The sequence below is a fragment of the Aeromonas sp. 130281 genome, assembly GCF_056642115.1.
In genome coordinates this window covers 43,466-69,417 of record NZ_JBWVQS010000003.1, presented here as the reverse complement: position 1 = coordinate 69,417, position 25,952 = coordinate 43,466, and the positions used below count along the sequence as shown (strand labels likewise).

The 25,952-nt window shown below is 63.3% G+C and carries 22 protein-coding genes; 3 read left to right on the top strand and 19 right to left on the bottom strand.

What is annotated here, in order from left to right:
• Positions 1-14: 14 nt before the first annotated feature.
• The 18 genes from AC1IN8_RS10165 to AC1IN8_RS10080 form a co-directional block, all read right to left on the bottom strand.
• Positions 15-1,055 carry a rod shape-determining protein gene (locus tag AC1IN8_RS10165; protein ID WP_005308111.1) on the bottom strand — a complete coding sequence of 347 codons (1,041 nt, stop codon included), beginning with the start codon at positions 1,053-1,055 and terminating at the stop codon, positions 15-17.
• 216 nt (positions 1,056-1,271) lie between these two features.
• Positions 1,272-5,612 (bottom strand): DUF6701 domain-containing protein, encoded by a 4,341-nt coding sequence (locus tag AC1IN8_RS10160; RefSeq protein ID WP_479758924.1) that lies wholly within the window; start codon positions 5,610-5,612, stop codon positions 1,272-1,274.
• A 28-nt stretch (positions 5,613-5,640) separates the two neighbouring features.
• Positions 5,641-6,111 carry an MSHA biogenesis protein MshP gene (locus AC1IN8_RS10155; RefSeq protein WP_479758794.1) on the bottom strand — a complete coding sequence of 157 codons (471 nt, stop codon included), beginning with the start codon at positions 6,109-6,111 and terminating at the stop codon, positions 5,641-5,643.
• A complete protein-coding gene (locus tag AC1IN8_RS10150; protein ID WP_479758793.1) occupies positions 6,101-6,943 on the bottom strand; it encodes a PilW family protein in 843 nt (280 codons plus the stop codon). Before AC1IN8_RS10150 ends, AC1IN8_RS10155 begins: the two co-directional genes overlap by 11 nt.
• On the bottom strand, positions 6,943-7,518 hold the full coding sequence (locus AC1IN8_RS10145; RefSeq protein ID WP_479758792.1) for a prepilin-type N-terminal cleavage/methylation domain-containing protein: 576 nt from the start codon (positions 7,516-7,518) through the stop codon (positions 6,943-6,945). The genes AC1IN8_RS10150 and AC1IN8_RS10145 overlap by 1 nt, the downstream gene beginning before the upstream one ends.
• Complete coding sequence (locus AC1IN8_RS10140; protein WP_479758791.1) at positions 7,505-7,987, bottom strand: pilus assembly FimT family protein; 483 nt, start codon at positions 7,985-7,987, stop codon at positions 7,505-7,507. Before AC1IN8_RS10140 ends, AC1IN8_RS10145 begins: the two co-directional genes overlap by 14 nt.
• A 66-nt stretch (positions 7,988-8,053) precedes the next feature.
• Positions 8,054-8,497, bottom strand: a complete 444-nt coding sequence (locus AC1IN8_RS10135; protein WP_404837593.1) for a prepilin-type N-terminal cleavage/methylation domain-containing protein — start codon at positions 8,495-8,497, stop codon at positions 8,054-8,056.
• Positions 8,498-8,515: 18 nt separating this feature from the next.
• Positions 8,516-9,175 (bottom strand): type II secretion system protein, encoded by a 660-nt coding sequence (locus AC1IN8_RS10130; RefSeq protein WP_479758790.1) that lies wholly within the window; start codon positions 9,173-9,175, stop codon positions 8,516-8,518.
• 76 nt (positions 9,176-9,251) lie between these two features.
• Positions 9,252-9,713, bottom strand: coding sequence for a hypothetical protein (locus tag AC1IN8_RS10125; RefSeq protein WP_265435468.1), 462 nt, complete (start codon positions 9,711-9,713; stop codon positions 9,252-9,254).
• Between the two features lie 289 nt (positions 9,714-10,002).
• A complete protein-coding gene (locus AC1IN8_RS10120) occupies positions 10,003-11,223 on the bottom strand; it encodes a type II secretion system F family protein (protein WP_202047766.1) in 1,221 nt (406 codons plus the stop codon).
• 3 nt (positions 11,224-11,226) lie between these two features.
• The gene (gene mshE / locus AC1IN8_RS10115) at positions 11,227-12,936 is read right to left on the bottom strand and encodes an MSHA fimbrial ATPase MshE (protein ID WP_479758789.1); all 1,710 of its coding nucleotides are present in this window, start codon (positions 12,934-12,936) and stop codon (positions 11,227-11,229) included.
• Positions 12,937-13,131: 195 nt separating this feature from the next.
• The gene (locus AC1IN8_RS10110; RefSeq protein WP_479758788.1) at positions 13,132-14,277 is read right to left on the bottom strand and encodes a tetratricopeptide repeat protein; all 1,146 of its coding nucleotides are present in this window, start codon (positions 14,275-14,277) and stop codon (positions 13,132-13,134) included.
• The gene (locus AC1IN8_RS10105) at positions 14,274-15,164 is read right to left on the bottom strand and encodes an ExeA family protein (RefSeq protein WP_247627404.1); all 891 of its coding nucleotides are present in this window, start codon (positions 15,162-15,164) and stop codon (positions 14,274-14,276) included. The genes AC1IN8_RS10110 and AC1IN8_RS10105 overlap by 4 nt, the downstream gene beginning before the upstream one ends.
• 157 nt (positions 15,165-15,321) lie before the next feature.
• Positions 15,322-17,001 carry a pilus (MSHA type) biogenesis protein MshL gene (gene mshL / locus AC1IN8_RS10100; RefSeq protein WP_479758787.1) on the bottom strand — a complete coding sequence of 560 codons (1,680 nt, stop codon included), beginning with the start codon at positions 16,999-17,001 and terminating at the stop codon, positions 15,322-15,324.
• Positions 17,002-17,071: 70 nt separating this feature from the next.
• Complete coding sequence (locus tag AC1IN8_RS10095; RefSeq protein ID WP_479758786.1) at positions 17,072-17,386, bottom strand: SctD/MshK family protein; 315 nt, start codon at positions 17,384-17,386, stop codon at positions 17,072-17,074.
• Complete coding sequence (locus tag AC1IN8_RS10090; protein ID WP_479758923.1) at positions 17,379-18,026, bottom strand: MSHA biogenesis protein MshJ; 648 nt, start codon at positions 18,024-18,026, stop codon at positions 17,379-17,381. Before AC1IN8_RS10090 ends, AC1IN8_RS10095 begins: the two co-directional genes overlap by 8 nt.
• Positions 18,026-18,619 (bottom strand): PilN domain-containing protein, encoded by a 594-nt coding sequence (locus AC1IN8_RS10085; protein ID WP_319912325.1) that lies wholly within the window; start codon positions 18,617-18,619, stop codon positions 18,026-18,028. The genes AC1IN8_RS10090 and AC1IN8_RS10085 overlap by 1 nt, the downstream gene beginning before the upstream one ends.
• 106 nt (positions 18,620-18,725) lie before the next feature.
• Positions 18,726-19,589, bottom strand: coding sequence for a type IV pilus biogenesis protein PilM (locus AC1IN8_RS10080; protein WP_247627407.1), 864 nt, complete (start codon positions 19,587-19,589; stop codon positions 18,726-18,728).
• 69 nt (positions 19,590-19,658) lie between these two features.
• Between AC1IN8_RS10080 and AC1IN8_RS10075 the strand changes: the two genes are divergently transcribed.
• Positions 19,659-20,606 carry a 1-aminocyclopropane-1-carboxylate deaminase/D-cysteine desulfhydrase gene (locus AC1IN8_RS10075; RefSeq protein ID WP_479758785.1) on the top strand — a complete coding sequence of 316 codons (948 nt, stop codon included), beginning with the start codon at positions 19,659-19,661 and terminating at the stop codon, positions 20,604-20,606.
• A 65-nt stretch (positions 20,607-20,671) separates the two neighbouring features.
• Here AC1IN8_RS10075 and AC1IN8_RS10070 read toward each other — a convergent pair whose 3' ends face one another.
• Positions 20,672-22,591, bottom strand: a complete 1,920-nt coding sequence (locus tag AC1IN8_RS10070) for an EAL domain-containing protein (RefSeq protein WP_479758784.1) — start codon at positions 22,589-22,591, stop codon at positions 20,672-20,674.
• Between the two features lie 509 nt (positions 22,592-23,100).
• On the opposite strand from AC1IN8_RS10070, the gene AC1IN8_RS10065 reads away from it, so the two are divergent.
• Entirely contained in the window at positions 23,101-24,630 is a 1,530-nt protein-coding gene (locus tag AC1IN8_RS10065; RefSeq protein WP_404837583.1) for an EAL domain-containing protein, read from the top strand.
• Between the two features lie 169 nt (positions 24,631-24,799).
• Complete coding sequence (locus tag AC1IN8_RS10060) at positions 24,800-25,897, top strand: calcium:cation antiporter (RefSeq protein WP_139439246.1); 1,098 nt, start codon at positions 24,800-24,802, stop codon at positions 25,895-25,897.
• Positions 25,898-25,952: the final 55 nt, after the last annotated feature.

The window sequence follows — 25,952 nt, the reverse complement described above, 5'->3', positions numbered from 1 at the left end:
GCCGGCTTTGGGTCTTATTCGTAGTGGAACAGATCGCCACCGTGCATATCGATCAGTTCCAGCGCCTTGCCACCGCCACGGGCGACACAGGTGAGGGGATCTTCAGCCACGACGACCGGGATGCCGGTCTCTTCCATCAGCAGACGGTCGATGTCTTTGAGCAGGGCGCCACCACCGGTCAGCACCATGCCGCGCTCGGAGATGTCGGACGCCAGCTCGGGCGGGGACTGCTCCAGGGCGACCATGACGGCGGAGACGATGCCGGACAGCGGCTCTTGCAGCGCTTCCAGGATCTCGTTGGAGTTCAGGGTGAAGCTGCGCGGTACCCCTTCGGCCAGGTTGCGACCACGGACTTCGATCTCGCGCACCTCTTCGCCCGGGTAGGCGGAGCCGATCTCGTGCTTGATGCGCTCGGCGGTGGCTTCCCCGATCAGGCTGCCGTAGTTGCGGCGCACGTAGCTGATGATGGCTTCGTCAAACTTGTCGCCACCGATACGCACGGACTGGGAGTAGACCACACCGTTCAGGGAGATGATGGCCACTTCTGTGGTACCACCACCGATGTCCACCACCATGGAACCGGTCGCTTCGGAGACCGGCAGGCCGGCACCGATGGCGGCGGCCATGGGTTCGTCGATCAGGTAGACCTCGCGGGCACCGGCGCCCAGCGCGGATTCCTTGATGGCACGGCGCTCGACCTGGGTGGAGCCGCACGGCACGCACACCAGCACGCGGGGGCTGGGGCGGAAATAGTTGTTGTCGTGAACCTGCTTGATGAAGTGCTGCAGCATCTTCTCGGTCACGTAGAAGTCGGCGATCACGCCGTCTTTCATCGGACGAATGGCGGAGATGTTACCAGGGGTACGACCCAGCATCTGCTTAGCGGCATGACCGACGGCAGCGACCGATTTGGCGTTCCCGCGCTCTTGGCGAATGGCGACAACTGAGGGTTCGTTAAGGACGATCCCTTGATCTTTTACGTAGATCAGGGTGTTGGCAGTTCCCAAATCGATCGACAGATCGTTGGAAAAGACGCCTCTGAGCTTTTTGAACATGGCTACGGGAAATCCTAAGAATTTGGAGGTGCAGAAAACCGGCTAACTTTACCAATGCCCACCCCAATGGGCAAGCGCTCAAACTGTCGCCAGTCAATCAAGCGCGACAAAAATGCGAGTCATCACTCACCCGCTCAGGCCGACAAACACTACGAAACAAGGAGATAAGACGCAGGCCCATCCCAAAGCGCCCCTCTCCCTGCCCCCATATCATTTTCAGGGCATCACTTCGCGGCGATAAATAATGCGATCGTTGCCTCGAGTGGAGCCGAAAATGGCTTCCCCCGCCTGAGTAAGTGGATCCGACAGCCAGAGTGGCCGTGACGGCTGTTTCGACAATTCCACCTTGTAGGGAATGCGCACCGCGACATTTGGTGCAGAGAAATGAAACAGGATCTCACCTTTATTTACTGTCGCTACACTGGCTGGCACAGCCAGACCACTGAGGGTCAGGGTGCTGTTGAAAGATTGTGGCGGCGTATCTCCTGGTACCAGACCCGTAACCTCATAAGAACCGTTGTTGAAACTGATCTTGCGCGTCGAATCTAGGATGGTTGCCGGATCAAAACCATTATTAGCCAGAGATAGTTGTGTACAAACATCCGCTTGATTGATTTTCCAACCACCCCCTTCGAAATATTGCACCTGCAGAGGCAACGTAAGCGGGGCGCTGGCAACCCCCTGCCGGGTACTGGCCTGTAATCGACCGAAATAGGCTTGCATCGGCACACTGTCGAGCAGCCGGGCATTGCATCCGCTACCGCTGCAATCCCCCGCCACCGTCTCATTGAAGTTCGGGCTGGCAATCTGGGAGTTATCACCATCGTTGTCCCTCATATAGAGACCAAATAACAGCGACTTGTAGGGTCCGTCTGGCTGGGTGTCGGACAGGCGCACGAACTCGCTGCTACCGGTAAACGCCGCTCGCCCGTTGAGCCATGGCAGGGGTGGTAGGCTACGCAAGCGGCTCGACAGCGAGTTGCCATCCTTGTTGTTGGCTGTCGTGATATAAGCTCCCCCCTTGGCAAAGAGACCCGTATAGTTCTGGGTCTCGCCCCCCGCCATATTACGGGCCACCACCTCCAGCTTGATGCCAAATGGCTGACTCATATAGGTAAAGTCTCGCTCTGGTGCCGTCGTATCCACACAGGCTGGCACAACATCACTGCTCACCAGATTGAAGTCCCAGGGCACGAAGCGCCCCACCGGCATGCTGGCAGCGGGCGGTATGGTGTAGTTGAAATAACCTGCCTCCGGCGGGGTCGCCGTCATCCGGAACACTCCCACCTCACTCACTGTCTGGCTAATGGTATTGGCACTGTTGGTCGCTGCCACATGGTTATAAGTGGTAGTACCCAGCGCGGCATTGGTGCCCGGGCTTGGTGCCACCAAGGTGCTACCCAAGCCAATGCCACTCAGCACAAAGTTAGGCGTAGTCTGATTCCCTGCGCAGATATCCCCATCATTGGCCGACTCCCAGGCCATCGCCTTGATATCTATCTGGAACGTCTCCCCCGCTTTTCTGAATACAGGGCAGCTGCTATCACCTGCCGCGCAGACCCCTTGCGGGGGCGTAATACACAGACCGACCGGACGCGCCACAAACTGATCCGCGCCTAGCATCACCAGACCCGCCGTCTCACCACTGCCATTATGGCGGGCATAGAGTTGCATCTGACCAGCATCGGGGTAGGTCACTTTTTTCAAGGTCGCCTTACCCTGATTATCAAAAGTCAGGTTGAGGGTGGTTGGTGTTGGTAAAGGAACACTGGCGGCATAAGTAGCAATGACATTGCCATCGATGGAAATCTTGCTACCAAAGCTATTGGTATTTGGATTGTTGTACGTTCCCCAAAAGCCGACAGACCTCACCCCGGTAAATCCTGGCACACACTGCTGGGTAAGATCGTCTTTCTTGACCGCACTAATAGTCACATCCTGAGGCTGGTTGGAATAGGTATCCAGCACATTGAACAGGAAGCCGCTGTCGGCAAAGTCCAGGGTACAGGCGGCGTCGCTCAGGGCACCGCTGCCCGCCCGGCAAAGCGTCGTGCTAAGTGGCTTGGTGGACGGTGTCGAGCCACTCACCCCCACCCTCATGGGGCTCGCCTGATTGTTGCGCAGCTGCAATTTGGTGGTGCCACCGCTGAAATTCACGGTAGCGGTGTTGCCGCTGTAGCTCACCTGGCTGTCGGCTATCCAGCCATTACTGCCATTTTTAAGCGGCGTCAGGGTAGCGCTTACCGGGTCCATGAACAGCTGGCTGCAGCTGGCGTTGGCACAGGCCCGTATGATGAGGGTCTCCGGGTTGCAGGTCAGGGCCTGGCCGGAGTGATCGAACTCGAAGTGATCGATCTGGGTGCCCACCGGATTGGACTTGAGGGCGCAGATCCGGACGTTGTCGATCTGGTGGGCGTTGGTCGCATCCCCTGTGGAACCCGTCAGGGACAACAGCAGATTCTCGGGAATGGCTGCCTGGCCACTCTGGGCGGCGGCATTGAAGCTGTCGATCAGGGTGCTGTAGCCGCCCCCGGTATTGCGTTCCACCTTGACCAGGGACTGGCCGCCGATGCGCGAGTCGATAGTCAGGCGATAGCGATGGGGGCGATTGCTGTCCGAACCGCTGTCCACGGTCGGTGACAGGCAGTTGCCGTTGGCGTTGTCGGCGCCATCTTTGCAGGTGCCCTTGAGGTAGTTGTAGCCGCTGGTGCCCGAGCCCGAGCCGCGCACCACCACGGACTGCTTGCGCCGCCCCTTGTTGGTCGCCCCGCCTTCACCCGAGAAGTTGCCGTACTCATCTATCCCTACCCCGAGCCAGCCGCCGGCAAAGCCATTGACTTCTGGCTTGAAGCCATTGACTTCTGGCTTGAAGCCATACCCGAGGGGCCCGCCGAAGGCGCCCGGCTGGGGGGTCACCCTGGCGTCGGAGAGCACCACCGCCATGCCGTCCGCCCCGTTGCCGCCGTGGGCATACTGGTCGAATTCTATGGTTACCAGATTGTTGGCGGCTGGGAAGAGCCGCTGATAAGTAGCCGAGGTGGATTGCCGGGTGCTGGCCTGTGTCATGCCGAGCCGGCCATTGACGATGGCGGGGGTAAAGTTGCCGCTGCTGCGCGCCACCACCCAGTTGTTGCTGAGGGTGCTGGCGGAGAAGTCGTCGCTGAAGCAGGTCAGTTCCTCTTCACAGATACCGGGCCAGTCACCGGTAAAGGGCTCATGGATGACCTTGCTGTTATCCGTCATGGTGACATTCACCGCCGACACAGCCCCCGTCAGCTGGGCCTGCCAGCTCATGGCCAGATCGCCCGCATTCACATAGAGAATGGCGTTGAGTTTGGCATTGTCGCTCATGGTGACCTTGCCAAAGTGGTAGAGCCTCAGGTCGTTGGCCTTGCCCCCGGCATTGACCTCCATCTGGCCGCTCAGGGTCAGGTTACTCTTGAGGTAAAGCTGGGCCGCGAAGCCAGTATCGAAGATCAGCTTGTCGTTGCTGCCAAGCTCCAGCTTGTCGATCCAGTGGCTGCCGCCGCGGAAGTAGAGCCGGATGTCGGACGTGCTTTGATGCTTGAAGGTCTTGACGTAATTGGCCTGCAGATAACCATTGATGACGCCGTTGTCGCTCACCTCCAGGGTCTGATGCAGTTTGAGGGTCAGATCGCCGCGACTGCCCGCGGCCGTGATCTTGCCCTGCCCCTCCATCTCCAACTCGTAGACACTGAGGGTACTCTGTCCCTCCAGCGTCATGACGCTGTTATCCTCGACCATCAGTTCCCTGATGGCCCAGTCCCCCGCCGCCATGGGCATCTGGCTCTGCCCGCTCAGGGCGACCGCTTTGGCATAGTGGGGCTGGAAGCGGGCAGTGACGTTGCCGTTCGAATTGGTCGAGAGCACCAGGTTGTCATAGACGGTGACATTCGCACCGGAGAGCTTGCCGTTGCCGGAGACCGTCAGCTCATTGACGTGCAGGTTGCCACTCCCCTTGATGCCATCCGAGTACCCCGTGACCAGCACCGTCTTGGCATAGACGGTCGCACCGTTGAGGTTGAGCACGGCCCCGTCGGAAAGCGACAAGGTGTTGAAGCGATAGGTTTGCCCAGATTGCAGGGTGGCCAGGCAGTTGCCGCTGCTCCAGGAGGCATTCTTGTAATTACCGGGTGCTGGGGTGAAAGCGCTGGTACACCCCAGATTGTTCTGACCATTAAAGGTGGGAAAATCGCCGGAGGCGGGCGGGAAATCATTGGGATCGCTGATAAATGCCACATCCTTGAGCGGACTGGCCAAAGCGCCGCTGACGTTGCAATTGGAGATCCAGGTACCCCCGTTCCAGTAACCACTGTTGTTGCAGTTGGCGTTCGGCTGGATGGTTTTGCCAAGGAAGGGGTAATTGGTATCCATAGTGGCGCTGGTGATCCGGCTCTCACCACTCATGACGAGTCGACCGGGAGAGGCATGGCTCTGAACCGGATAGGTGAAGGCCGCAGTACACTGGCTGGCGGCCTGCACCGAGGCGGAGCACCAGATCAGCGCCAGCCAAAGGCCTGAACTCAAGCGGGGCATCATGGGTGCTCACTCCTCATTGGCAGTCTCACGGTGTCACTCCATCAAAGGCTTCCGCCACCAGGGTGCGGCTGACGGCAAAGCCCGGGTTGGCGCCCGCTGCCTCTGTGCCACAGGTGCCCAGGCTGGTGAGCCGGTAGGTGGTGCTGGTCTCTCCCCCCTGACTGGCCTGGATCTCATTGCAGCTCACCGAGACCCGGCACCCGCTCAGGCCGGGATCCTTGTCGAATGCCCGGGACGCCGCCACTCTGGTGCAGGCGGCGGGCAACTCGGCGCCACTGCGATTGGGAAACAGCTGATAGAGGGCGATTTCCAGCCCGCTCTGGGCCGCCATCAGGGCACGCACCCCGCGCACCTCCACCGTATTCTTCTCGCCGCTGTCCACCAGGAAGCGGCCCATGGCCGCCGCCAGCAGGGCCATGATGACGATGACGAAGAGGGCGACCATGATGGCGCTGCCGCGCTGTGGCGCCAGCCTGCTGGGGGGCTTAGGGAACATTGAGCGTCTCCAGCTTGTGGTTGAAGAGGACGCGCTCGCCGCGCTGCTCAAGCTCCATCCGCAGTCCCACCTCGCTCTGGCTGAAGGCGGCAGGCTCACGGTAGAAGTAATAGAGCGCAGGGCGGATATGCTCGGCCATCAGGGCCGGCGTGCTCCCGTGAAAGTCAGTGCCTATGGCGGCGCTGGCCCGGGTCAGGGCGGCATTCGTCACGCAGTAACGCACCTGCTGACGGGCAAAATAGATGCGCTGCCCCGGCGACTCCTTGGCGAAGGTGTCATCCACCGTCAGCGGCAAGGCCCCCGAGACCGGGCTCCCCACCGAAATAACCCTGGCCACGCAGTTGCCATGGAGGCACCCCTGCTCCAGGTTGAGAGCCTGATCGGCAAGGGGGTAGACGATGGCCTCGTCCTCCTCCCGGGGCAGCACCTCGGGCTCCACTATGGTGAGCCCGCCGCTGGCCGCTGAGCCCAGATAACGGCTGGCGGTGGCGATGGGCCAGAAGCGCAGGCAGGCCCCCTTATCCAGAGGATTGCCCGCCTCATCCTCGATGCGCACCGAGCCCGGCACCGCATCGCGCAGCTCGCGGTTGAGCCGCTCCAGGGCGAAGCGGGCATCGCTCATCAGCTGCTCCCGGCGGCTGGCATCCCCGTAAATCTGGGTGCCGATGCCGATAAACTGGCTGGTAAAGGTGGCCATGACCCCGAGCAGCAGGATCACCATCACCAGTTCCACCAGGGTGAAACCCCGTGCCCGCCCAGGTCGGACGCGGTAACGGGCTGTGGTAACAGATGCGTCATCGGACGCGGCATAACGGGAATGCGGCCTGCCCATCAGTAGTTCCCCCGGTAGAGGGTGAAAGCCAGCTCGCTCTGGTCCGGCAGCCGCACTGTCAGGGAGACGCGCTTGCCGATGGACTCGGCCCCCAGGCCCGGGCTCCCGAACAGGGTATCCGGGGTGACGGCGATCCTGACCTGATAGTGGCGATACTCCTGGTCGCTGACCCCCTCGGCGTCCGTCTGGGTAAACTGGTTGGCGTCCACCCAGTTGCCCGCGGTATCGAAATCATCCACGTCGTTGAACTCGTAGGGGCGCGTCTCGCTCCCATCTGGGCCGTAATCGGCGACCGGGGTGCAGGCGGGATAGGTCACCGCCGGGGTACCGACTGTCTCGGCGCAGCGAAAACGGCCGCCATTGTGATCCGAGTGTTCATCGAAGGATTTTTGCAGCACCTCGCCGAGGATCCGCTGGGCCAGCTGGGCGCCCCGCACCTGCTGCACCGGATCCACCGACTGGGGAGCCTGATTGATCAGCAGGCCGAGGATGCCGGTCAGGGCGATGGCCAGCAGCACAATGCCGACCACGAACTCGATCAGGGTGAAGCCGCGACGGGCCTTAGGGGATCGCATGGATATACCCTTCCGGCTCGATGCGCAGCCGGGCGCGCTCCTGCCCGCTGCTCACCACCAGGTTGCAGCCATTGACGCAGGTGTAGGGTGAGAGCGGACGGCCGCTGCGCTTGTCGAAAGTAAAGTTGCCTTGCGGCAGGGTAATGCCGCCGGAGGCCGTGACGACGCGCCCCCGGCTCCGCTCGTCCGCCTCCCAGTTAACTATGATGGACCCGGGCGCACAACTGCCAGCCTGGGTCAGGTGAGCGAAGCGACTCTGCTCCAGCACCAGCTGGGTGCAGCGCGCCTCCCCTTCATGCATGTTCATGGTCTGCACCAGCCGCAGCCGGGTCACCAGCTCGTCACGCAGGGTATGGGTTTCAAAGCCGCCTTTGCCCAGCCACTTGGGCACGGCAAAGGCGGCCAGAATCCCGAGCAACAGGATTACGATCACCAGTTCAATCAGGGTGAAACCCTTGGCTGTCGTCATTCACGCTCTCATCGGGGATATCGGGGATAAAGAAAAAGCGAGGCCGAAGCCCCGCCTTTTTAATCATTACTTGCCGCAATCAGTGCTGACGGCGATGGAGGGAACACCACCAGCAGCAGTGATGGCATTATCGTAAGTCACGGCACATTTGCTGTTGGGCTCGTTGCTTGGCTTGAAGGTGGCGATAGAACCAGACATCGCACCGCTCCAACCGTCCAGAGCAACAGTCTTACCTGCGTCAGTATTCACCGGATAGCCATACTTGGTGTTAACGGTTGCGCCAGCCACAGAGACTGCACCAGAAGAGGAGCCCTCAACACCCAGAATGGCAGCCTTGCTGTATACCAACTGAGACGAGCTTTGCAGTGATGCCTTCACGCCATTGGCAGCAGCCAGACGCGCATCATCCTGCAGATTCAGGAACTTGGGCGCGGCGGTGACCGCCAGAATGCCCAGGATGATGATCACGATCACCAGTTCGATCAGGGTAAAACCCGATTGCTTTTTCATTACGTTTTCCTCTGTTTATCAATTGATATTGGTAGTCACCTGGCCGGAGGCCGGGCGGTAACTGAAACTCATGTAGGCGTCGATGCTCCCTTGCGGGTCCTGATAGCGCCCATCACTTCCCTTGCTCAGGCTGTTGACCAGATAGTAACGGCAGACCGAATCCAGTCCATTGTTGCTCACCGTGGCATAGAACTTCAGGTCATTGCCGCTACCGCGCACCTCGTCAAAGTTGGCAGTAGCCTTGGGAGGATTCTGCAACAAACCCTCCCAAATATTGAGACAGCGGGCCGCCGTCAGATTGGCCGGATCCACATCGGGAGCGCCGCTCGCCGCCGTGTCCATGGGATAACCGGGGGAGAGCTCGCCGTTGCTGACCTGGCTGTCGGTCGGCGTAGTCAGATAGAAACGGGAACCGTCGTACAGCACGGTGTTGAGGCTGTCCTGCTTGGCACGCCCCTCGGCTTCCCACTGGGCCCGCACCAGGGAGACCGCTGTGGCGAAACCGCCGGATACCCCTTCCACGCTGGCCTTCTTCGCCTCGTCGGTCACGTCGAGAAAACGGGGCAAGGCGGTGACGGCCAGGATCCCCAGAATCACGATGACGATCACCAGCTCGATCAGGGAAAAACCGGCCATCTGACCCTGTCCCTGGCCGGCGCTCACTCTCTTTGCTGCCATGCTGCCTCCGTAATGGTCCGCATTATTTCATGCAGATAGAAAAAAATCATGTTGCTGAAGCACTTGAGAGATCGACTCAAGGCTTCGTCAGTACCCGGCCATCGCTGAAACGGTAGAACAGCCAGTGCCCTTCCCAACCAAACTCGCAGCCGTCCCCATGCGGGCTGGCGAGTGCCTGCCAGGAGGGCAACCCCGGATCCTCGGGGCCGATCAGCGTCAGCCAGAGCTGGCGGCAGTTGGCGGAGGGTGACTGCAGCGGCAGCACCGCCAGCGGCCAGCCCCGCCCATCGAACTGCCAGGCCACCCCCTCCGCATGCAGCACGGCGGGGCGCCGCTCATCGAGCCAGCGCCCGTGCAGTCGCTGGGCCCGCTCGGCAAATTGCTCCCCCAGCAGGCTCAGGCTGACCGCCAGCGCCTCCTCCCTGTGGTTGCGATAGCTCAGGGCCAGGGTCGCGATGATGACCAGCAGCAGGACGCAGGCGATCAACCGCCTGTAACCCCCCAGCCAGCGCTCATCCTGCTCGGACTGTCTGCTCATGCCTCTCCCGCACCTTGTCTACCACAAACAGCATGCATCACTGACCACGCACCGCTCTCATCATGTCCCACCATCAGGGGAGTGAAGATGCTGAACCACATCACTGGCCGCGAACCGCTCTCATCATGTCCCACCATCAGGGGGGTGAAGATGCTGAACCACATCACTGGCCACGAACCGCTCGCATCATGTCCCACCATCAGGGGAGTGAAGATGCCGCGGCCTATCATTGACCCCGCACCGCTCTCATCATGTCCCACCATCAGGGGAGTGAAGATGCCGAGGCCTATCATTGACCCCGCACAGCTCGCATCATGTCCCACATGGGCGTAAAGATACCCAGCGCCAGCACCAGCACCATGACGGCCACTATGCCGATGAGGATCGGCTCGATGCGGGCGGTGAGGCTCTTGAGGTCATAATCCACCTCCCGCTCGTAATACTCGGCCGCCTCGTGCAGCAGCTCGTCCACCTGGCCCGTCTCTTCCCCCACCGCGATCATCTGCATCACCAGGGGGGTGAACAGGCCGCTGGCCCCTGCGGTGCGCAGCAGGCTCTCGCCCCGCTCTATGCCCGCCCGCATGTCGCGGATCTGCCCCGCCATATAGGCGTTGTCCACCGCATCGGCCACCAGGGTCAGCGCCGTGTTGAGCGGCACCCCGGCCTTGAGCATCATGGAGAAGCTGCGGGCGAAGCGGGCCAGCAGGGAGCGCTCTATGATGGTGCCGACTATGGGCAGTTTGAGCTGCCATCTGTGCCAGGTCAGCTTGCCCCGGGGGCTGGCGACCCAGCGGCGCCAGCCAAACACCATGCCCGCCAGGATGGCCAGCAGCAGCCACCAGTAGTGGACGAAGAAGTGGGAGGTGGCGAGCAGAATGCGGGTCGCGAGCGGCAGCTCCACCCCGAACTTGGCGAACATGCCGGCAAACACCGGGATCACCATGATATTGAGGATCACCATGGCGATGCCGATGGCGATCATCACGAAGCTGGGGTAGCGCATGGCGGTCTTGATCCGCTTGCGGGTCTCCAGCTCCAGATCGAAATAGTTGGCGAGCTGCAGGAAGGCCTCCTCCAGCTGGCCGGTGTTCTCGCCGACGTGGATGATGGCGACGAACAGGCTGTTGAACACCTTGGGATGGGCCTGCATCGAGCTCGACAGCGGTCGCCCGTTGCCGAGATCCTCCCCCAGGGCATGAAGTGCCCGCTTGAGGGGCTTGCCGTGGGCGCTCTCCTCCAGCCCGGCGATGGCGCGCAGTATAGGGATCCCCGCCCGGGTCAGGGCATACATCTGGCGGCTGAACACCACCAGCTCCTCCAGCTTGACGCTCCCCTCCAGCAGCAGCGACCAGTCGATGCCGGCCGCCTTGGCCTTGCCCGCCTTCAGCTCGGTGGGCATCACGCCGCGGCGCATCAGCTGCTCGGCGGCGGCCAGCTCGCTGGCGGCCTCCACCACGCCGCTGACGGCCTGGCCCTGGCTGTCGCGCCCCTTGTAGTTGAAGCTGCCCATGGCTTATCCCAGATCCTCGGCCAGCCTGAGCACCTCGTCCACCGAGGTGATCCCCTCCCGGGCATAGTCCAGCGCCGTCAGGGCCAGGGGCCGGTAGTGCTCGTGCTCGCGTGCCGCCCGGGCGAAGCCCTCCGCATCGTTGCGGCGCAGGGCATCCATCATGGGTTGATCCAGCTCCAGCAGCTCATAGACCCCGATCCGGCCCGAATAACCGGTGAAGTTGCAGCTCTGGCAGCCACGCCCCTTGCGGTAGACGTGCTGGCCGGGTGCCTCGCCGGAGAGCATGGTGAGCCAGGTGGCCTGCCCCTGGTCCGGCGCCGTCTCGCAGGCGCAGTGTTCACACAGCCGCCGCACCAGGCGCTGGGCCACCACGGCCCGCAGGGCGCTCGCCACCAGATAGCCGGGCGCCCCCATGTCGATGAGGCGCAGGGCGCTGGTGACGGCATCATTTGTATGCAGCGTGGTCAGCACCAGGTGGCCCGTGATGGCGCCGCGCAGGCCTATCTCCACCGTCTCGTTGTCCCGCATCTCCCCCACCAGCAGGATGTCGGGATCCTGACGCAGGGTGGAGCGCAGCACCTGGGAGAAGGTGAGCCCTATCTTGGGGTTGACCTGCACCTGGTTGACCCGGGGCAGCCGGTATTCCACCGGATCCTCCACCGTGATGATCTTGTGGCTGGCCTGGTTGAGCTCGGAGAGGGCGCCGTAGAGCGTCGTGGTCTTGCCGCTGCCGGTGGGGCCCGTCACCAGTATCATGCCGTGGGGCCGTTTGAGCTGACGGCGGAAGCGGCTCAGGATGGCCGGCGGCATGCCGGTCTCCGCCAGCGACAGTATGCCGGAGGATTGATCCAGCAGTCGCATCACCACCGACTCCCCGTACTGCACCGGCATGGTGGACATACGCACATCCACGTCCCGGCCGCGCACCTTCATGGCGAAGCGGCCATCCTGGGGCAGCCGCTTCTCGGAGATGTCGAGCCCGGCCACCAGCTTGAGGCGCAGCACCAGCGCCTGGGCGATGCGCACCTCGCTCAGTATGTTTTCGTGCAGCACGCCGTCGATGCGCTGGCGAATGCGCAGCACCTTCTCGTCCGGCTCTATGTGGATGTCGGAGGCCCCCACCTGCACCGCGTCCTCAAACAGGGAGCGCAGCAGCTTGGCCACGGTTGCCTCCCCTTCGTCATTGGCTCCCAGATTGCTGGAGCCCAGCTCGAAACCGGCGTCCTGATACTCTTCGTGCAGCTGTTCGGCGAAGCTCTCTATCTCCCGGGTGCGGCGATAGAGGCGGTCGAAATACTCCAGCAGCTGGCCTTCCCGCGCCACCGCCAGCACCAGTTCCCGCGGGCTGAGCAGGGCGGCGATGGCATCCAGGGCGCTCAGGTCGGCGGGATCCGACATGGCCACGGTCACCTTGTCGTCGCTGAGGTTGACCGCCAGCGCACGGTAACGACGGGCCTGCACCTCGGGCAACAGGGTCACGGCCGAGGCGTCTATGGTGAGGTTGTTGAGATCGAAGAAGGGCACGTCCAGCTGGCGGGCGAGGAACTGCAGCAGCTGCACCTCGCTGATGAAGCCGAGATCGATGAGGGTGGTCCCCAGCTTGCGCCCGGTCTGACGCTGCTGCTGCAGGGCGAGCTGCAACTGATCATCCGAGATGATCTGCTCCTGTACCAGCAGGTCGCCGAGGCGCATTTTCAGTCTGGGTTGTGCCATTGCTACTCCGAATTCCTGATTCTGATTACGCCGATGACAGTGATGAACCGCCACCGCGTCCGATTACGCGCCCCTAATCGAACCTACGGGCTGATTTCGTTATTTCATTCCCACTGGCGTGTCCGATTACACGACCCTAATCATCCCGGGAGCCTGACTCGACCCTGGTCGGTTCCCTCTCCCCCTGGGAGAGGGTCAGGGTGAGGGCGTCAGCTGGGCAATCCGCTGTTCCAGCCAGCGGGTCGATGCCTCGCCCAGATCCCCGTGCAGCTGGGCATTGCCATAGGCGTCCAGCGCCCGCTGGCGGTGGCCCTGACCATCCTCGGCCACCCCCAGCCCCAGCCACCAGCGCCCCTGATCCGGCTGCTGGCGCAACAACTTGACGTAGAGCTCGGACGCCTGGGCTGGCTGACCCAGCTCCTGGGCGAGCCCCGCCCAGGTGGCGTAATAGTCCAGATTGGCGGCCAGGTCCGGCTGGTAGCCGGTGAGCCAGTCCAGCGCCTTCTGGCGATCGCCGCCGCTGATGGCCACCCGGGCCAGCAGCAGCCGCAGATCGGCCTGGGCGGGATCCAGCCTCAGCCCCTCCTCCAGCACCTGGCTGGCCTCGGTCAGCCGTCCCTCGCCGTAGAGCAGGCCAGCGAGCTGTTCGCGCGCCCCCTGATTGTGCGGATCATGGAGCAGCACCTGGTAATAGTTGTCCTGGGCCTCCCGCATCTGGCCCTTGGCCATGGCGGTGGTCGCCTTGCGCTCGGCCAGGGCCGCCAGCTCGGGCTCGGAGAGATCCACCGTCTCTATCTTCAGCACGCCGGGTTTGCGGGGCGGGGCAGCCTCCTGCTCTGCGGCCAGCTCGGCATAGAGATCCGGCTGCAACTCTTCGTCGCTCGGGACGACCTCATCCTCCGGCGGCGTCTCGGCCAGGATCTGCGGCGCCGGGGCCTCGTCGGCTACCTCCCCGCTCGCCGAGGATCCCGGCTCCAGGTCGGCGGTGTCGCTTGCCCTCGCCGCGATGGAGCCATCCACCCCAACCACCCCGGAGGCGGCAGCCACCTGGGGCGCGGGGGCAACGGCAACCACCTCGGTGGCAGAGGAGGCAGGCAGCGACGGCTCGCTCACCGGGGCGAGCCGGGTCGTCAACTGAACCGTCGGCTGCGCCGTGCGCTGGCTCTGCTGCCAGTAGATCCAGGTGCGCCAGCCGAGGATGGCCAGCGCCAGGGTGCACAGCAGGGTCAGCACCAGCATCCACCACCCCTGCTGACGCGCCGGCGCCACATAGACGGCGGCGCCATCGGATCCTGACTGGCGCTGCTCCAGATCTTTGAGCATCTGATTGATCACACTCATGACCAGACTCCATAGGCCAGGGCTGCGCCCAGCAGCAGCAACAGAGGCCACCAGCGCACGAATGAGCCACCTCGGGCGTCATCGGTATCGCGAATGGCGAGGCGCACCAGGGCGCTGTCGATCCGGCGCGTCCCGCGGCCGTAGGCCAGCATCAGGCACTTCTGGGCCAGCACGTTGATGAGCCGCGGAATACCGCGGGATGCCCGCCACAGCAGGCGCAGGGCCAGGCCGCCAAACAGCGTCGCCCCGCGATAGCCAGAGACGTGCAGCCTGTGCTCCAGATAGGCCCGGGTTTCATCGCACCGCAGGGGGCGCAGGCAGTAGGAGAAGCCGATGCGCTGGCGCAACTGGCGCAGGTGGGGCCTGGCCAGCCGGACATCCAGCTCGGGTTGGCCGAACAGCACGATTTGCAGCAGCTTGCTGGACTCCGTCTCCAGGTTGCCGAACAGGCGGATGGCCTCCAGGGTCTCGTCCGGCAGGGCCTGCGCCTCGTCGATCAGCACCACCACCCGGCTCCCCTGCTGGTGCAGGGCGATGAGGTGGCGATGGATGCGATCCGTGAGATCCAGCTCGCTCTCCCCCTGCACCGCCAGTCCCAGCTCCAGGGCCAGGGCGGTGCGCAGTTCCCCCGGCGTGAGGTGGGGATTGGGCAGCCAGGCCAGGCGTACCGGACACGCCTCGGAGCCGAGCTCGCTCAGCAGCTTGCGGCAGAGCAGTGTCTTGCCGGTGCCCACCTCGCCGGTCACCTTGATGAAGCCCTCCCCCTGTGCCAGCGCCCAGTTCAGCACCTGCATGGCCTCCTCGTGGGGAGGCAGGCCGTAGTAGAAGCCGGTGTTCGGGGTCAGGCCAAAGGGCGCCTCCTGCAAGCCGAAGTGACTCAGGTACATACACCCTCCCTGTGCCCATCACGGCCAGTGCCGATCAGGCCGAAGGAGAACACCTGCCAACCGAAATGGTTCAGGTACATGAGGACGCCCCCCCCTGGCAGAGCTCAAAGGCTCGCGGCAGGGAAACACCGGGAATAGACCAATTCAGCATCATGGCTTAGCCCTTGGGCGGATACCATTTGTCCAGCAGCTCGGAGGAGCGTTGCAGCTCCTTCTGCCAGGTGTCTTTTTCCACCACTGTCGGCTTGAGCAGGATCACCAGCTCGACCTTCTTGGTGCTCTCCCGGCGGTTGGTAAAGGCTTCGCCGACCCAGGGAATGTCCCCCAGCAGCGGCACCTTGCTGACGATCTCCTGCTTGTCGGTCTTCATCAGGCCACCGATGACGATGATGTCACCGTTGTTGGCCTGCACCACGGTATCCGATTCGCGAATGGCGCTCTTGGCGAGCGGCAGCACCAGGGGATCCGCCGTGCCGACATTGATGGTCTTGCTCTGTTCCTCGGTGTCGATGACGGAGGGGTGGATGTGCAGCAGCACCTTGCCCTGCTCATCGATCTGCGGGGTCACGTCCAGGGCGATGCCGGAGAAGAAGGGGGTCAGCTCCACGTTCGGCGTGACGATGGGCGCCGAGTTGCCCGAGGTGGTGGTGGTGGTCGAGGCGTTGGTGACGAAGTATTCGTCCGTCCCCACCTTGATCACCGCCTTCTGGTTGTTGGTGGCGGTGACGCGCGGGCTCGAGAGGGTGTTCACGTCCCCCTGGGTCTTGAGCAGGCTGACCGCCACGTTGAAGTTGCCATCGGAGATGGTGAAACCGGCGCCGCCCCCCAGGGCCCTGAAGATCTGGTTGGGGGTCGAGGCGATGGGGCTGTCGAGCAGGGAGCCGCCCCCCGTGATGCCCTTGTTGCCGTCCCAGCTGGCGGAGAGACCGCTCCAGTCCACCCCCTGCTCGTAGCCCTCGTTGAGGGAGACCTCCAGGATCCGCGCCTCCAGCACCACCTGGCGCTTGAGGTGTTCGCCGGACTGATCCAGGAACTCGCGCACCGCTTTCAGCTCCTTCGGATAGGCACGCACGGTGACCAGGCCCGCCTGGGGACTGGTGATGACGGCCCGCCCCTCGCCTGTGCCGATCAGGGTCTGCAGGGCGTCCCGCAGATCGGTCCAGTAGTCGTTGTTGCTGTCCGTCTCGATCCGGGTGCCGTTGCTGTTGTTGCTGTTGCCGTTGTCCCCGTTGGAGGAGCCGAGGTTGTTGTTGCCGTTGTTATTGTTGCCGCTGCTGTCGAAGTTGTTGTTGCCGTTATTGTTGTTGTCGTTGGCCGTCACCCCGCCGGTGCTGACCGAGGTGCGGGAGAGACCGCGACGGGCCATCATCAGGTAGTTGACCGGGATGGTCTCGGTGCGCAGACCCGCCGGATAGACGTGAAACACGTTGCCCTTGCGCTGCACGTCGAAGCCGTACATGTCGCCGACCGTGGCCAGCGCCTCCTGCAGGGTCACGTCTTTCAATTCCACCGAGATGGCACCGGCCACCCCGGGATGGACGGCCACGCTGTAGCGGGAGCCCTTGAACAGGGAACCGAAGAACTCCACCGCATCGACGTCATGGGCCGCGATGCGCAGCCGTTTCTCCGGAACCGCCAGGGGTTGCTGGGGACGATTGAGCTGCAGCAGTTCGCTCTGCACCGAGGGAGGCAAAGTGGTCAGCGGCGTGGTCGGGGTCTGCTCCTTCATGGCCTGCTTGAGGGCGTCTTTGGCCTGCACCGGTTCGGGGTGCTGATAGCTGGTACAAGCCGCCACCGCCAATGCGAGGGGAAGCAGACAGAAATGGTGTTTTTTCATGTTATTGGTGCACCTGACTCGCAATGAAACTCGACAAACCTGGCCCGCGGCATCCCGCGCGGAACCGACTTCACATCCGGATCTTGCTGCCAAACAGGGTCAGTGTCTGACGCTTGCCCGCCTTCTCCAGTACCACGGCATCGGCGCTGATGCCCACCAGCAGGAAACCGTCGATCCGCTGGCCCACCCGATAGCTCTGACCATCGAGCACCGCCAGCGCCGGTCCGTTGCCCAGGATGACGCTCTGCAACCTGGGCAGACCGGCCCCCTTGCTCGGGCTCGCCACCGCGCCGCTGCCGGCCAGGGGGGCGGTCGGATCCTGCAACACCTCCGCCTGGGCCAGCGGGCCCAGCAGGCAGCACAACAATGTCAGCCACTTAGCCACGAATGAACTCCTTGCTGGTGCTCAGGGTGTAGATCTCCATCTCCACCGCCGCCTTGGGATGCTCGACCACCCTGTAGTCGAACCCTTTCCAGTAGAAGTGGCGGGGCAGTGCCTCCAGCGCCTTCAGGTACTGGTAGACATCGAAATAGCCCCCCTCCAGCTGGAGCCGGATCCCGTGCTTGAACAGGTTGGCCTTCTGCTCGCCGGCCATCAGCGGCTCGGGCTTGAGGGAGGTGAGCGCCAGCATATGCAGGTTGGCGGAGCGAGACAACAGGGCTTCCAGCACGGCCGGCATCTCGTGGGCCGGGATCAGATCCACCGTCTGGGCCTTGAGCTCGGCGTCCAGCCGACCGAGGGACGCCTCCACGCCAGCCAGCTGCTGGCGCACCTGGGCGTTGGGATCCCGCCCCAGCCGGGCCTGCTTGCCCTGATTCTCCAGGGTCAGGATCTCCAGATCCCGCTGCGCCGCCGTCAGCGCCTGCCGCTCCTGGCTCAACCGGGTGTCGGCGGCATCCAGCCAGCCGTAGATCCCGGCTGCCCCCAGCAAGATGATGCCCGTCAGCAGGATCAAGACCCGCTCCCGCAGGCTGAGGGCGGCCACACTCTGTGCCCAGGCCCGCCACTGTGCCGTCACCTCCATCATGGGGTCTCCCGTGCTATGCCGCTGAGCTGGAAGGCCAGCTGGCCTGCCTTGTCCCGACTCAGGGTCAGCTCGCCAAACTGCTTGCCCGCCAGGGACGGAGTCTGCTTGAAGCGGTTCACCCAGGCGGGTACATCCTGACTGCGCTCGGCCACCCCGGAGAGGTTGATGCGCCCGTCACTTATTTCGATCCGTTGCAGGGAGAGGCGGGCATCCCGCAGACGGGCCAGATCCGCCATCACGCTGGCGTAGCCCTGGGATTTTTGCAGGGAGAGGCTGCCGAGCTGGCGTATCAGCGCCTGCTTGGCAGCCAGCTCCTCGCGCTTGTCGACCAGCTGCTGTTGCAGCTGACCGTCCGCCTGATGGCGCGCCAGGGCGGCATCGAGCCGTGTTGCCTCGCCGCGCTGCACATCGAGCAGCGCACGCACCTGGGCCAGCTCGCGATCGACGCCCCGCTGTTGCCAGCCATAGAAAAAGGTGGCCGCAACCAGCAGCAGCAGGCAGCCGCCCCAGACCAGGGCCATCTGATTGAGGCTGGCCCACAGGCGCCTCGGCCTGAATTCGGCGCCATAGAGGTTGATATGGTGTTTCATCTTTCGCTCCCGCCCAAGGCTGCACCATAGGCACAGAGGTATTCGACGCCGGCCAGTACCGCCTTGTTGGCCATGGCGGTGTGGAGGATGGCGTCAGCAATCCGGCTCATCGCTCACCTCCCAGGGCCGCACCATAGGCGCAGAGGTATTCAACTCCGGCCAGTACCGCCTTGTTGGCCATGGCGGAGACAGGGAAGCCGAACGCCTGCTCCAGGTGGCGCACCAGGGTGCCGATGAAGGGGGAGCCGATGGCGAGCTGCATCTGGCCCGGCTCCGGCAGCTTGAGCTGGCCCGCCAGGTAGTCGAGGGAGCGCTGGATCTCCAGCGCCAGCCCGTCGAGCATCCCCTGATCGGGCTCATGGGCCCCGGTGAGGCTGACGAACCCGCGCAGCGGGCGCGAGAAGCAGAGGCCTCCCCTATAAAAGACCAGCAGTTGCAACTCCTGCCCCCTGGGCTGCCAGAGCAGCATGCGCACCGTCTGATCCGCCTCGTAGAGGGCCGTCATGGCCAGCTCGTCGCTGACGATGGCCTCCAGGGTCGCCACGCCGTTGACCGCGTCCGCCAGCTGCTGCACCCGGCTCTTGGGAACGCAGATCACGTTGATTCGTGGTCGACCCGCAGGGGGGGTCGGCAGATCCACATAGTCCATGGCGAGCTGCAACACGGGTTCGTTGACGAAATCCTTGATGGCCCAGGGCAGGGCCCCCGCCATCTCGGCGTCGGGCACGGCGGGCTTGTCGATCTGGATCTGCTGATAAAGGCTGGCGGCCAGGGCCACCCGCACCTTAGACTTGGCCAGTCCATGCTGGGCAAACAGCTCCCCCATGGCCTTGGGCCAGTCGTGGGGGCCATTGATGGCGCGGCTGGTAAAGATGGGGACGGGTTCCACACAAGCCAGCAGGATGCGATCGCTGGCCAGCAGGAGTCCCACCTGATGGCTGGGGGGCGAACGTCGGAAAAGTGACTTCATCTAGACCCGGACCTGGCTGTATGAAACGGACTAAACCTTAACATAAACAGGCTATTAGCCTCCATATTTATGACAAACGATGCATTGACCGCCACCCTGGCGTCCTCCGGGGATGCCATCCTGGACCCCGATCGGATCCCCTCGCCCCTGCACCCCGTTCACCACCCCCTGCTGGATGCTCAGGGCGTGCGGCTCTGGTGCAAGCGGGATGATCTGATCCACCCGACCCTCTCCGGCAACAAGTGGCGCAAGCTCAAGTACCATCTGCAACAGGCGCAGGAGCAGGGCAAGACCCACCTGCTGTCGTTTGGGGGGGCCTACTCCAATCACATCCACGCCCTGGCGGCGGCCGGACTCAGGTCCGGGCTGCGCACCACGGGCATCATACGCGGTGAAGCCGACACCGTCAGCAACGCAACCCTGAGTGCGGCCAGAGGCTGGGGCATGGATCTCGTTTTCGTCGACCGCCAGAGCTATCGGCGGCGCCAGGATCCGGACTGGCTGGCCCGGTTCGAGGCACCGGACACCCTGATAGTGCCGGAAGGGGGCAGCAGCCCGCTCGCCATCCCGGGGGTGGCCGAGCTGGTGGCCGAGGTGCCCTTCTCGCCGGATCTCTGGGTACTGCCCTGCGCCAGCGGCGGCACCCTGGCGGGACTCATCGCGGGCAAGCGGGAAAGGGAGCAGATCCTCGCCATCGCCGTGCTCAAGGGGGGCGCCTTCCTCCACGATGAGGTGTGCCGGCTCAACCCGGCAGCGGCGACGACCGGCAACTGGCGGATAGCCCTGGATCACCACGACGGCGGTTACGCCAAATTCAGCCCGGCCCTGTGGCAATGGGTGCAGGCCTTCAGCGCCCACACAGGGCTGCCGCTTGAGCCCATCTACAGTGGCAAGGCGATGTGGGGACTGTTTCGGGAGCTGGCCGCGGGCCGGATCCCCCGCGGCAGCCAGGTGGTCTTCATCCACACCGGCGGCCTGCAGGGGCTGGCGGGCTTGCGGGAGCAGGGCAGGCTGTAAGCCAGGATCATTCACTCGCCCTTGGGGCGACCCGCAGGCAGACTCCTAGACGCGGGCAGGCTCCGTCATATGGGCATCACCAGCCGCTCTGGTTCGGCGAACCAGGGCCCCTGGCCCGCGTGTACCCCGAGGTGACGCAGCATCTTCCACTCGTCGCCGCTCTCCACCCCCACCGCGATCACCCGGGTCTGGGTATTGGCACAGCCCCCCACCAGGCTGCGCACCGCCATCTGGTTGACCTGACGCAGGTGGATCTCCCGCACCAGGCTGGGGTGCAGCTTGAGGAAGTGGATCTCGAACTCCTTGATGTACTGGGTGCTCACCACATCCTGGCCGGCATGATCGATGGTCAGTCGGCACCCCAGCATGCGCAGTGCCCGCAGCGGCCGCTTGAGCGCCTCGTAGTGACGGGTCACCTGGGATTCGGACAGTTGCAGGATCAGCCCCTCATTGATGCTGCGCGGCAGCTGGAACAGCTCGAAGAAGAGCTCCCGCTGGAACTCCCGGTTGAGCAGGTTCTGGGCGCTGAGGGAGAGGCTGACGGGGCAGCTCGACTCCGGTCGCTGGCGCAGCAGGCGCAGGGTCTGGGTGACCACCAGCCGGTCCAGGGGCAGCAGCAGGCCGGCCTTCTCCGCCATGGGCATGAAGACCCCCGCCTGCAGCTCCCGCCCCTGCTCGTCATGGAGGCGGATCAGCAGCTCCTGTTGTAGCACCACCTGATCCCGCTCCTGCTGCACCGGCTGCAGATAGAAGGAGATCCCCTGCTCCTCGATGCGGCGGTTGATCAGGGTGCGCCAGCGCACCGTCCCCTTGTTGCTCGCCTCCTCGTCCAGAGACTTCTCGTAGAGGAACCAGCCGCTGTGGCCCTGCAGGCGCGCGCTCTTGAGGGCCAGCTCGGCCTCTTCCTGCACCTTGAGCAGGGAGTCCTCTGCCTGGTAGCAGACGGCTCCGAGGTAGACGGCCGTGTCCAGATTGACCGACTCGGGCCAGTGCAGCCGTTGCAGGCTCTTGAGCAGCTGGCTGGCGCCGTCCACCATCTCGCTCTCGGACATGTTGGGCAGCAGCACGGCAAAGACCTGGCCGGCGTAGCGGGCCTGCAGGGCACCACTGTGCTTGCGCACGAAGGCACTGATGGAGGCACTCGCCTCCATCAGCAGATCCTGGCTCGGGCGCCCGCTCAGCTCGGGATCCAGCTCCTCCAGGCCGGCCAGCTCGATCAGCAGGACACCGCCGCTGATCACGCTCGCCTCCATGATGGCGTTTTCCAGCCGGTTGTCGAAGAAGAGGCGGTTGCCTATGCCGGTTGTCTTGTCGACGAAGGCGTTGCTGCGGATGAAGTTGTCGAACCGGCTGCGCTCCTTGCGGGCATCGGCCAGTTCGGCCAGCAGATGGGTGAGGGCCTGGCTGGCGGAGAGGGGCCATTCGTCGGCGGGATCATGGGCCAGCTTGGTGAGCTTGCCATCCAGGATCAGCTGGGCCCGCTCCGCCAGCAGCTCGGCACCGCGCAACTGCTGGCGCAGCCAGCGGATGGAGTACCAGAGGCCGAACACCACGATGAAGACCCCGAGGGAGATGCCGAACATGGCCTGCATGGAGTACTCGAACTCCTTGAAGGGCCTGTCCAGCTTGAACTCGGCCTGCATGCCGGCCTGATTTGGAATGGCCTTGCTGTAGGGGATCAGCAGACTCTCGTCCGTCTGCTGCTGCACATCGCGAAACCAGTAGACCCGCTGGCTATCCTGGCGGATCTCCAGCTCGACCACGTGGGAGGCCCGCAGCAGGGAGGGCAGCCAGCGGGCAAGGGCCTGCTGATCGTCGGTCACCCCCAGTTGCTTGTCGATGATCTCCACCAGGGAGTCGACCCGGTTTTGCTGCAGCTCCATCCCCATCTGGCGGAAACTGAAGACCCCGCCGAGCATCACCACGGCCATGGCCGCGATCACGCACAGCGTAATAAAGGAGACGAGTTGAGTGGTCAGTTTCATGTGCCTTTCCGTAGCCGACAGCATCCATAAGGCCTCATGGTATCAGCCTTGGCCAAACCCCGCCTATGGTTGCAGATCCCGCTTCTGCAAATAAGCGTCAGGGCCGCTCATGGCTGGGGGTGACCGCTGGTGAAGGAAGAGACTCGGGGGGAGGAGAAAATCGGGCAGCCGGCTGGGCAGCGGACAGAAAAATGGTCCCACTGCGGGGACCAAAAGAAACACTCATATCAAAACTAACACTCTGTGCTACTGACAAAAATAGATACAGGAGTATTGAACACACGGTGAGTCAAACCGCACCGCTACTCTAGCCATTTCAGATAAGCTGGACAATTGTCATTTATGACAGGTCAGCGATTGAATCTTCACCACTCGTTTTGTCATATTGTTGTTTATCAATGCATTATGAATGTTGTTCCAAGTGTGACCGATACGACTCAAATCGATGCAGCTAATGCTATGATGTTGCCATCCATTTGTATCCCATGCACCCATCAGGCAGGTACCCCTTGCGACGAGCGTCTCCCTTCTGGATCAGTCTGCTGCTGCTCTGCCTGCCCGTGCTGGCGAGCCTGCCCCTCAGCCAGCTGCTGGGCAATCCCCTGGCCCACCATCTGTTGCAGGAGAAGAAGGCGCAGATAGAGGCCGCGCTGGCGGAGCGCCACGATGAGCTGGACCAGAGCATTCGCGCCCAACTGTCCAGCTTCGCCTTCGATTGCGGCCCCGCAGACATGGCCCTGTTGCGGGATCCCCGTTTCTACAGCCGCCACATCCGGCTGCAGGGCCTCATCCTCGCCTCCGGCGGCGGCTGTTCCAGTCTGGGGGAGGATCTTCCCCTCGCCACCGTCTCGCTGCCCCCCTACCCCGAACCGGAGCAGTTTGGCCTCGCGGCCACCCAGGCCCGCTTCAACACAGAGCAGGAGCTGGTCGCCTATTTCAGGCAGGGCGGCAATATCGCCTACTGGGTGCTGAACAACAGCTGGAGCCACGATCTGCTGCAATCTCCCTGCCCAGGCTGTTTCTATTTCGAGTTTGGCCAGCAACACCCTGACGGCATCACGCAGCCATTTTCCCGTGGGGACAGCGCCATCAAGAAGGACAAGAGCAGCCAGAGCCTGAGTTTCTTTACGCCAGACACCCACATCAGGCAAACCCTGTGGGCGGGCAAGGCGCTGGAGGAGTATGCGAAGCGGCAGGCCCGCCACTATGGCCTCCTGTATGGCGGCGCACTGGGACTTCTGCTGGTCGCCGCCTACTGGGTGCTGCGCAACTATCGCCGCTCCCTCAAGGGACTGCTGCAGGCAGCCCTGGTGCGGCGCGAGTTCGTCCCCTTCTATCAGCCCATAGTGGACAGCCGCAGCAAGAAGGTGGTCGGTTTCGAGGCGCTGCTGCGCTGGCAGCGGGGTCGGGAGCTGGTGCCCCCAGGCACCTTCATCGACTATGCGGAGGAGCAGGGGCTGATCCTGCCCATGACGGAGCAACTGCTGGAGCGGGTCATCGCGGATCTGCCCTGGCTGGAGCCGACCCAGTGGGTCAGCGTCAACATAGTGGCCGCCCACCTGGAGCAACCCCATCTGCGGCCCCTGTTGCAGCGCCACGACTGGCCCTCACCGGCCAGGCTCACTTTCGAGCTGACCGAGCGCAAGCCGATCACCGATATCAAGGCGGCCATGGGGGAGATAGCGCTGCTGCAGGAGAAGGGGTATCACTTCAAGCTGGATGACTTCGGCACAGGTTATGGCGGCTTCGCCTACCTGCAGCGCCTCGGCATCCGCCAGATCAAGATCGACAAGATGTTCGTCGACACCATAGGCACGGACGACCTCAAGCGCAGCGTGCTGGACGCCACCATCGCCTTTGGCCACGAATCAGGCATGGAGATGATCGCCGAGGGGGTCGAGACCCAGGAACAGGTCGACTACCTGCACCGCCATGGGGTCCACCTGATCCAGGGTTATGTCTATGCCAGACCCATGGCCCTGACCAAGCTGAAGATCTGGCTGCTGGCATGGCGGCAGAGCCAGCCAGGCGGGCAATGAGAAAGAAACCTCAGGGTCCCCGCCCGGGAATCCTCATCTTTTGCAACAAAATGATCCTCCTCTGACGGGACAACTCCCTTTATCATGAACTGGCGCGCCACCCCGGCGGCGCGACCTGCTGTCTCCCTACCCGTCGGCCACGGCCGCCCCGAGATGAGAACCACTGCCTATGAAGTCATTTATCCGGCAAGAGATTGCCCTGCCCGTCGGCCTGCTGACCCTGCTCTTCTTCAAGACCCTGGGCAGCGACCTGCTGACAGAAGCAACCCCCCTTGCGGTCTACCTGCCGGTGTCACTGGCCCTGCTCGCCATCGTCACCTGGGCCATCTTCTCCGTCGTGCGTCACTCCGACGCCCTGGCCATCAAGCTGGGCGAACCGTTCGGCACCCTGATCCTGACCCTGTCGGTCATCTCCCTGGAAGTGGTGATGATCTCCTCCGTGATGCTGACCGGCGAGCCCAACCCCACCATGGCCCGCGATACCATGTTCGCCGTGGTGATGCTGGTGAGCACCGGGCTGGTTGGCTTCACCCTGCTGTTTGGCGGCTGGCGCTATCACACCCAGAACTTCAATCTGGACGGGGTCAAATCCTATCTGGTGGCCATCATTCCCCTGGCCCTGCTCTGCCTGGTGTTGCCGAACTTCACCCAGGGCGGCACCCTGGGCGGGCTCTCCAAGGCCATGTCATGGATGCTGATCATCATTTCCATCCTGCTCTATGGCGTCTTCCTGCTGATCCAGACCCGCAGCCACAGCCACTTCTTCGTCGACAGCGACCATGAGGATCACGAGGAACACCACGGCCCGCTGCAGAGCAACGTCTATCACACCCTGCTGCTGCTCGCCTACCTGGTGGTGGTGATCCTGCTGGCCAAGACCCTGGCCATCCCCATCAACTACGGGGTCCATGTGATGGAGGCCCCGGCGGCCCTGGGCGGCTTCATCGTGGCCTGTATAGTGCTGGCCCCCGAGGCGGTCGGCGCCATCAAGGCCGCCTTCAACAACCAGCTGCAGCGCGCCATGAACCTCTACTTCGGATCCGTGCTGGCCACCATAGCCCTGACGGTGCCCTCTGTGCTCTTCATCGGCGCCCTGATGGGTCAGGAAGTGCGCCTCGGCCTCTCCCCTGCCGACATGGTGCTGCTCATCACCACTCTCATGGTGTGCAAGGTGACCTTCAGCAGCGGCCGCACCAATGTGCTCCATGGCGCCACCCATCTGGTGCTGTTTGTCGTTTATCTGTTCCTGATGTTTGAACACGAATAGCCGGCGCCAGCACTCACCCCGGTGTTGTTCGTCGTTTATCTGTTCCTGATGTTCG

What these genes read in the sequence shown, in the direction of transcription:
- AC1IN8_RS10070 (WP_479758784.1), bottom strand. Translation starts at nt 22,591, where the DNA reads ATGAAACTGACCACTCAACTCGTCTCCTTTATTACGCTGTGCGTGATC.
- AC1IN8_RS10125 (WP_265435468.1), bottom strand. Translation starts at nt 9,713, where the DNA reads ATGAGCAGACAGTCCGAGCAGGATGAGCGCTGGCTGGGGGGTTACAGG.
- AC1IN8_RS10075 (WP_479758785.1), top strand. Translation starts at nt 19,659, where the DNA reads ATGACAAACGATGCATTGACCGCCACCCTGGCGTCCTCCGGGGATGCC.
- AC1IN8_RS10060 (WP_139439246.1), top strand. Translation starts at nt 24,800, where the DNA reads ATGAAGTCATTTATCCGGCAAGAGATTGCCCTGCCCGTCGGCCTGCTG.
- AC1IN8_RS10120 (WP_202047766.1), bottom strand. Translation starts at nt 11,223, where the DNA reads ATGGGCAGCTTCAACTACAAGGGGCGCGACAGCCAGGGCCAGGCCGTC.
- AC1IN8_RS10160 (WP_479758924.1), bottom strand. Translation starts at nt 5,612, where the DNA reads ATGCCCCGCTTGAGTTCAGGCCTTTGGCTGGCGCTGATCTGGTGCTCC.
- mshE (WP_479758789.1), bottom strand. Translation starts at nt 12,936, where the DNA reads ATGGCACAACCCAGACTGAAAATGCGCCTCGGCGACCTGCTGGTACAG.
- AC1IN8_RS10085 (WP_319912325.1), bottom strand. Translation starts at nt 18,619, where the DNA reads ATGAAACACCATATCAACCTCTATGGCGCCGAATTCAGGCCGAGGCGC.
- AC1IN8_RS10110 (WP_479758788.1), bottom strand. Translation starts at nt 14,277, where the DNA reads ATGAGTGTGATCAATCAGATGCTCAAAGATCTGGAGCAGCGCCAGTCA.
- AC1IN8_RS10135 (WP_404837593.1), bottom strand. Translation starts at nt 8,497, where the DNA reads ATGAAAAAGCAATCGGGTTTTACCCTGATCGAACTGGTGATCGTGATC.
- AC1IN8_RS10150 (WP_479758793.1), bottom strand. Translation starts at nt 6,943, where the DNA reads ATGGGCAGGCCGCATTCCCGTTATGCCGCGTCCGATGACGCATCTGTT.
- mshL (WP_479758787.1), bottom strand. Translation starts at nt 17,001, where the DNA reads ATGAAAAAACACCATTTCTGTCTGCTTCCCCTCGCATTGGCGGTGGCG.
- AC1IN8_RS10155 (WP_479758794.1), bottom strand. Translation starts at nt 6,111, where the DNA reads ATGTTCCCTAAGCCCCCCAGCAGGCTGGCGCCACAGCGCGGCAGCGCC.
- AC1IN8_RS10165 (WP_005308111.1), bottom strand. Translation starts at nt 1,055, where the DNA reads ATGTTCAAAAAGCTCAGAGGCGTCTTTTCCAACGATCTGTCGATCGAT.
- AC1IN8_RS10105 (WP_247627404.1), bottom strand. Translation starts at nt 15,164, where the DNA reads ATGTACCTGAGTCACTTCGGCTTGCAGGAGGCGCCCTTTGGCCTGACC.
- AC1IN8_RS10080 (WP_247627407.1), bottom strand. Translation starts at nt 19,589, where the DNA reads ATGAAGTCACTTTTCCGACGTTCGCCCCCCAGCCATCAGGTGGGACTC.
- AC1IN8_RS10140 (WP_479758791.1), bottom strand. Translation starts at nt 7,987, where the DNA reads ATGACGACAGCCAAGGGTTTCACCCTGATTGAACTGGTGATCGTAATC.
- AC1IN8_RS10130 (WP_479758790.1), bottom strand. Translation starts at nt 9,175, where the DNA reads ATGGCAGCAAAGAGAGTGAGCGCCGGCCAGGGACAGGGTCAGATGGCC.
- AC1IN8_RS10145 (WP_479758792.1), bottom strand. Translation starts at nt 7,518, where the DNA reads ATGCGATCCCCTAAGGCCCGTCGCGGCTTCACCCTGATCGAGTTCGTG.
- AC1IN8_RS10090 (WP_479758923.1), bottom strand. Translation starts at nt 18,026, where the DNA reads ATGGAGGTGACGGCACAGTGGCGGGCCTGGGCACAGAGTGTGGCCGCC.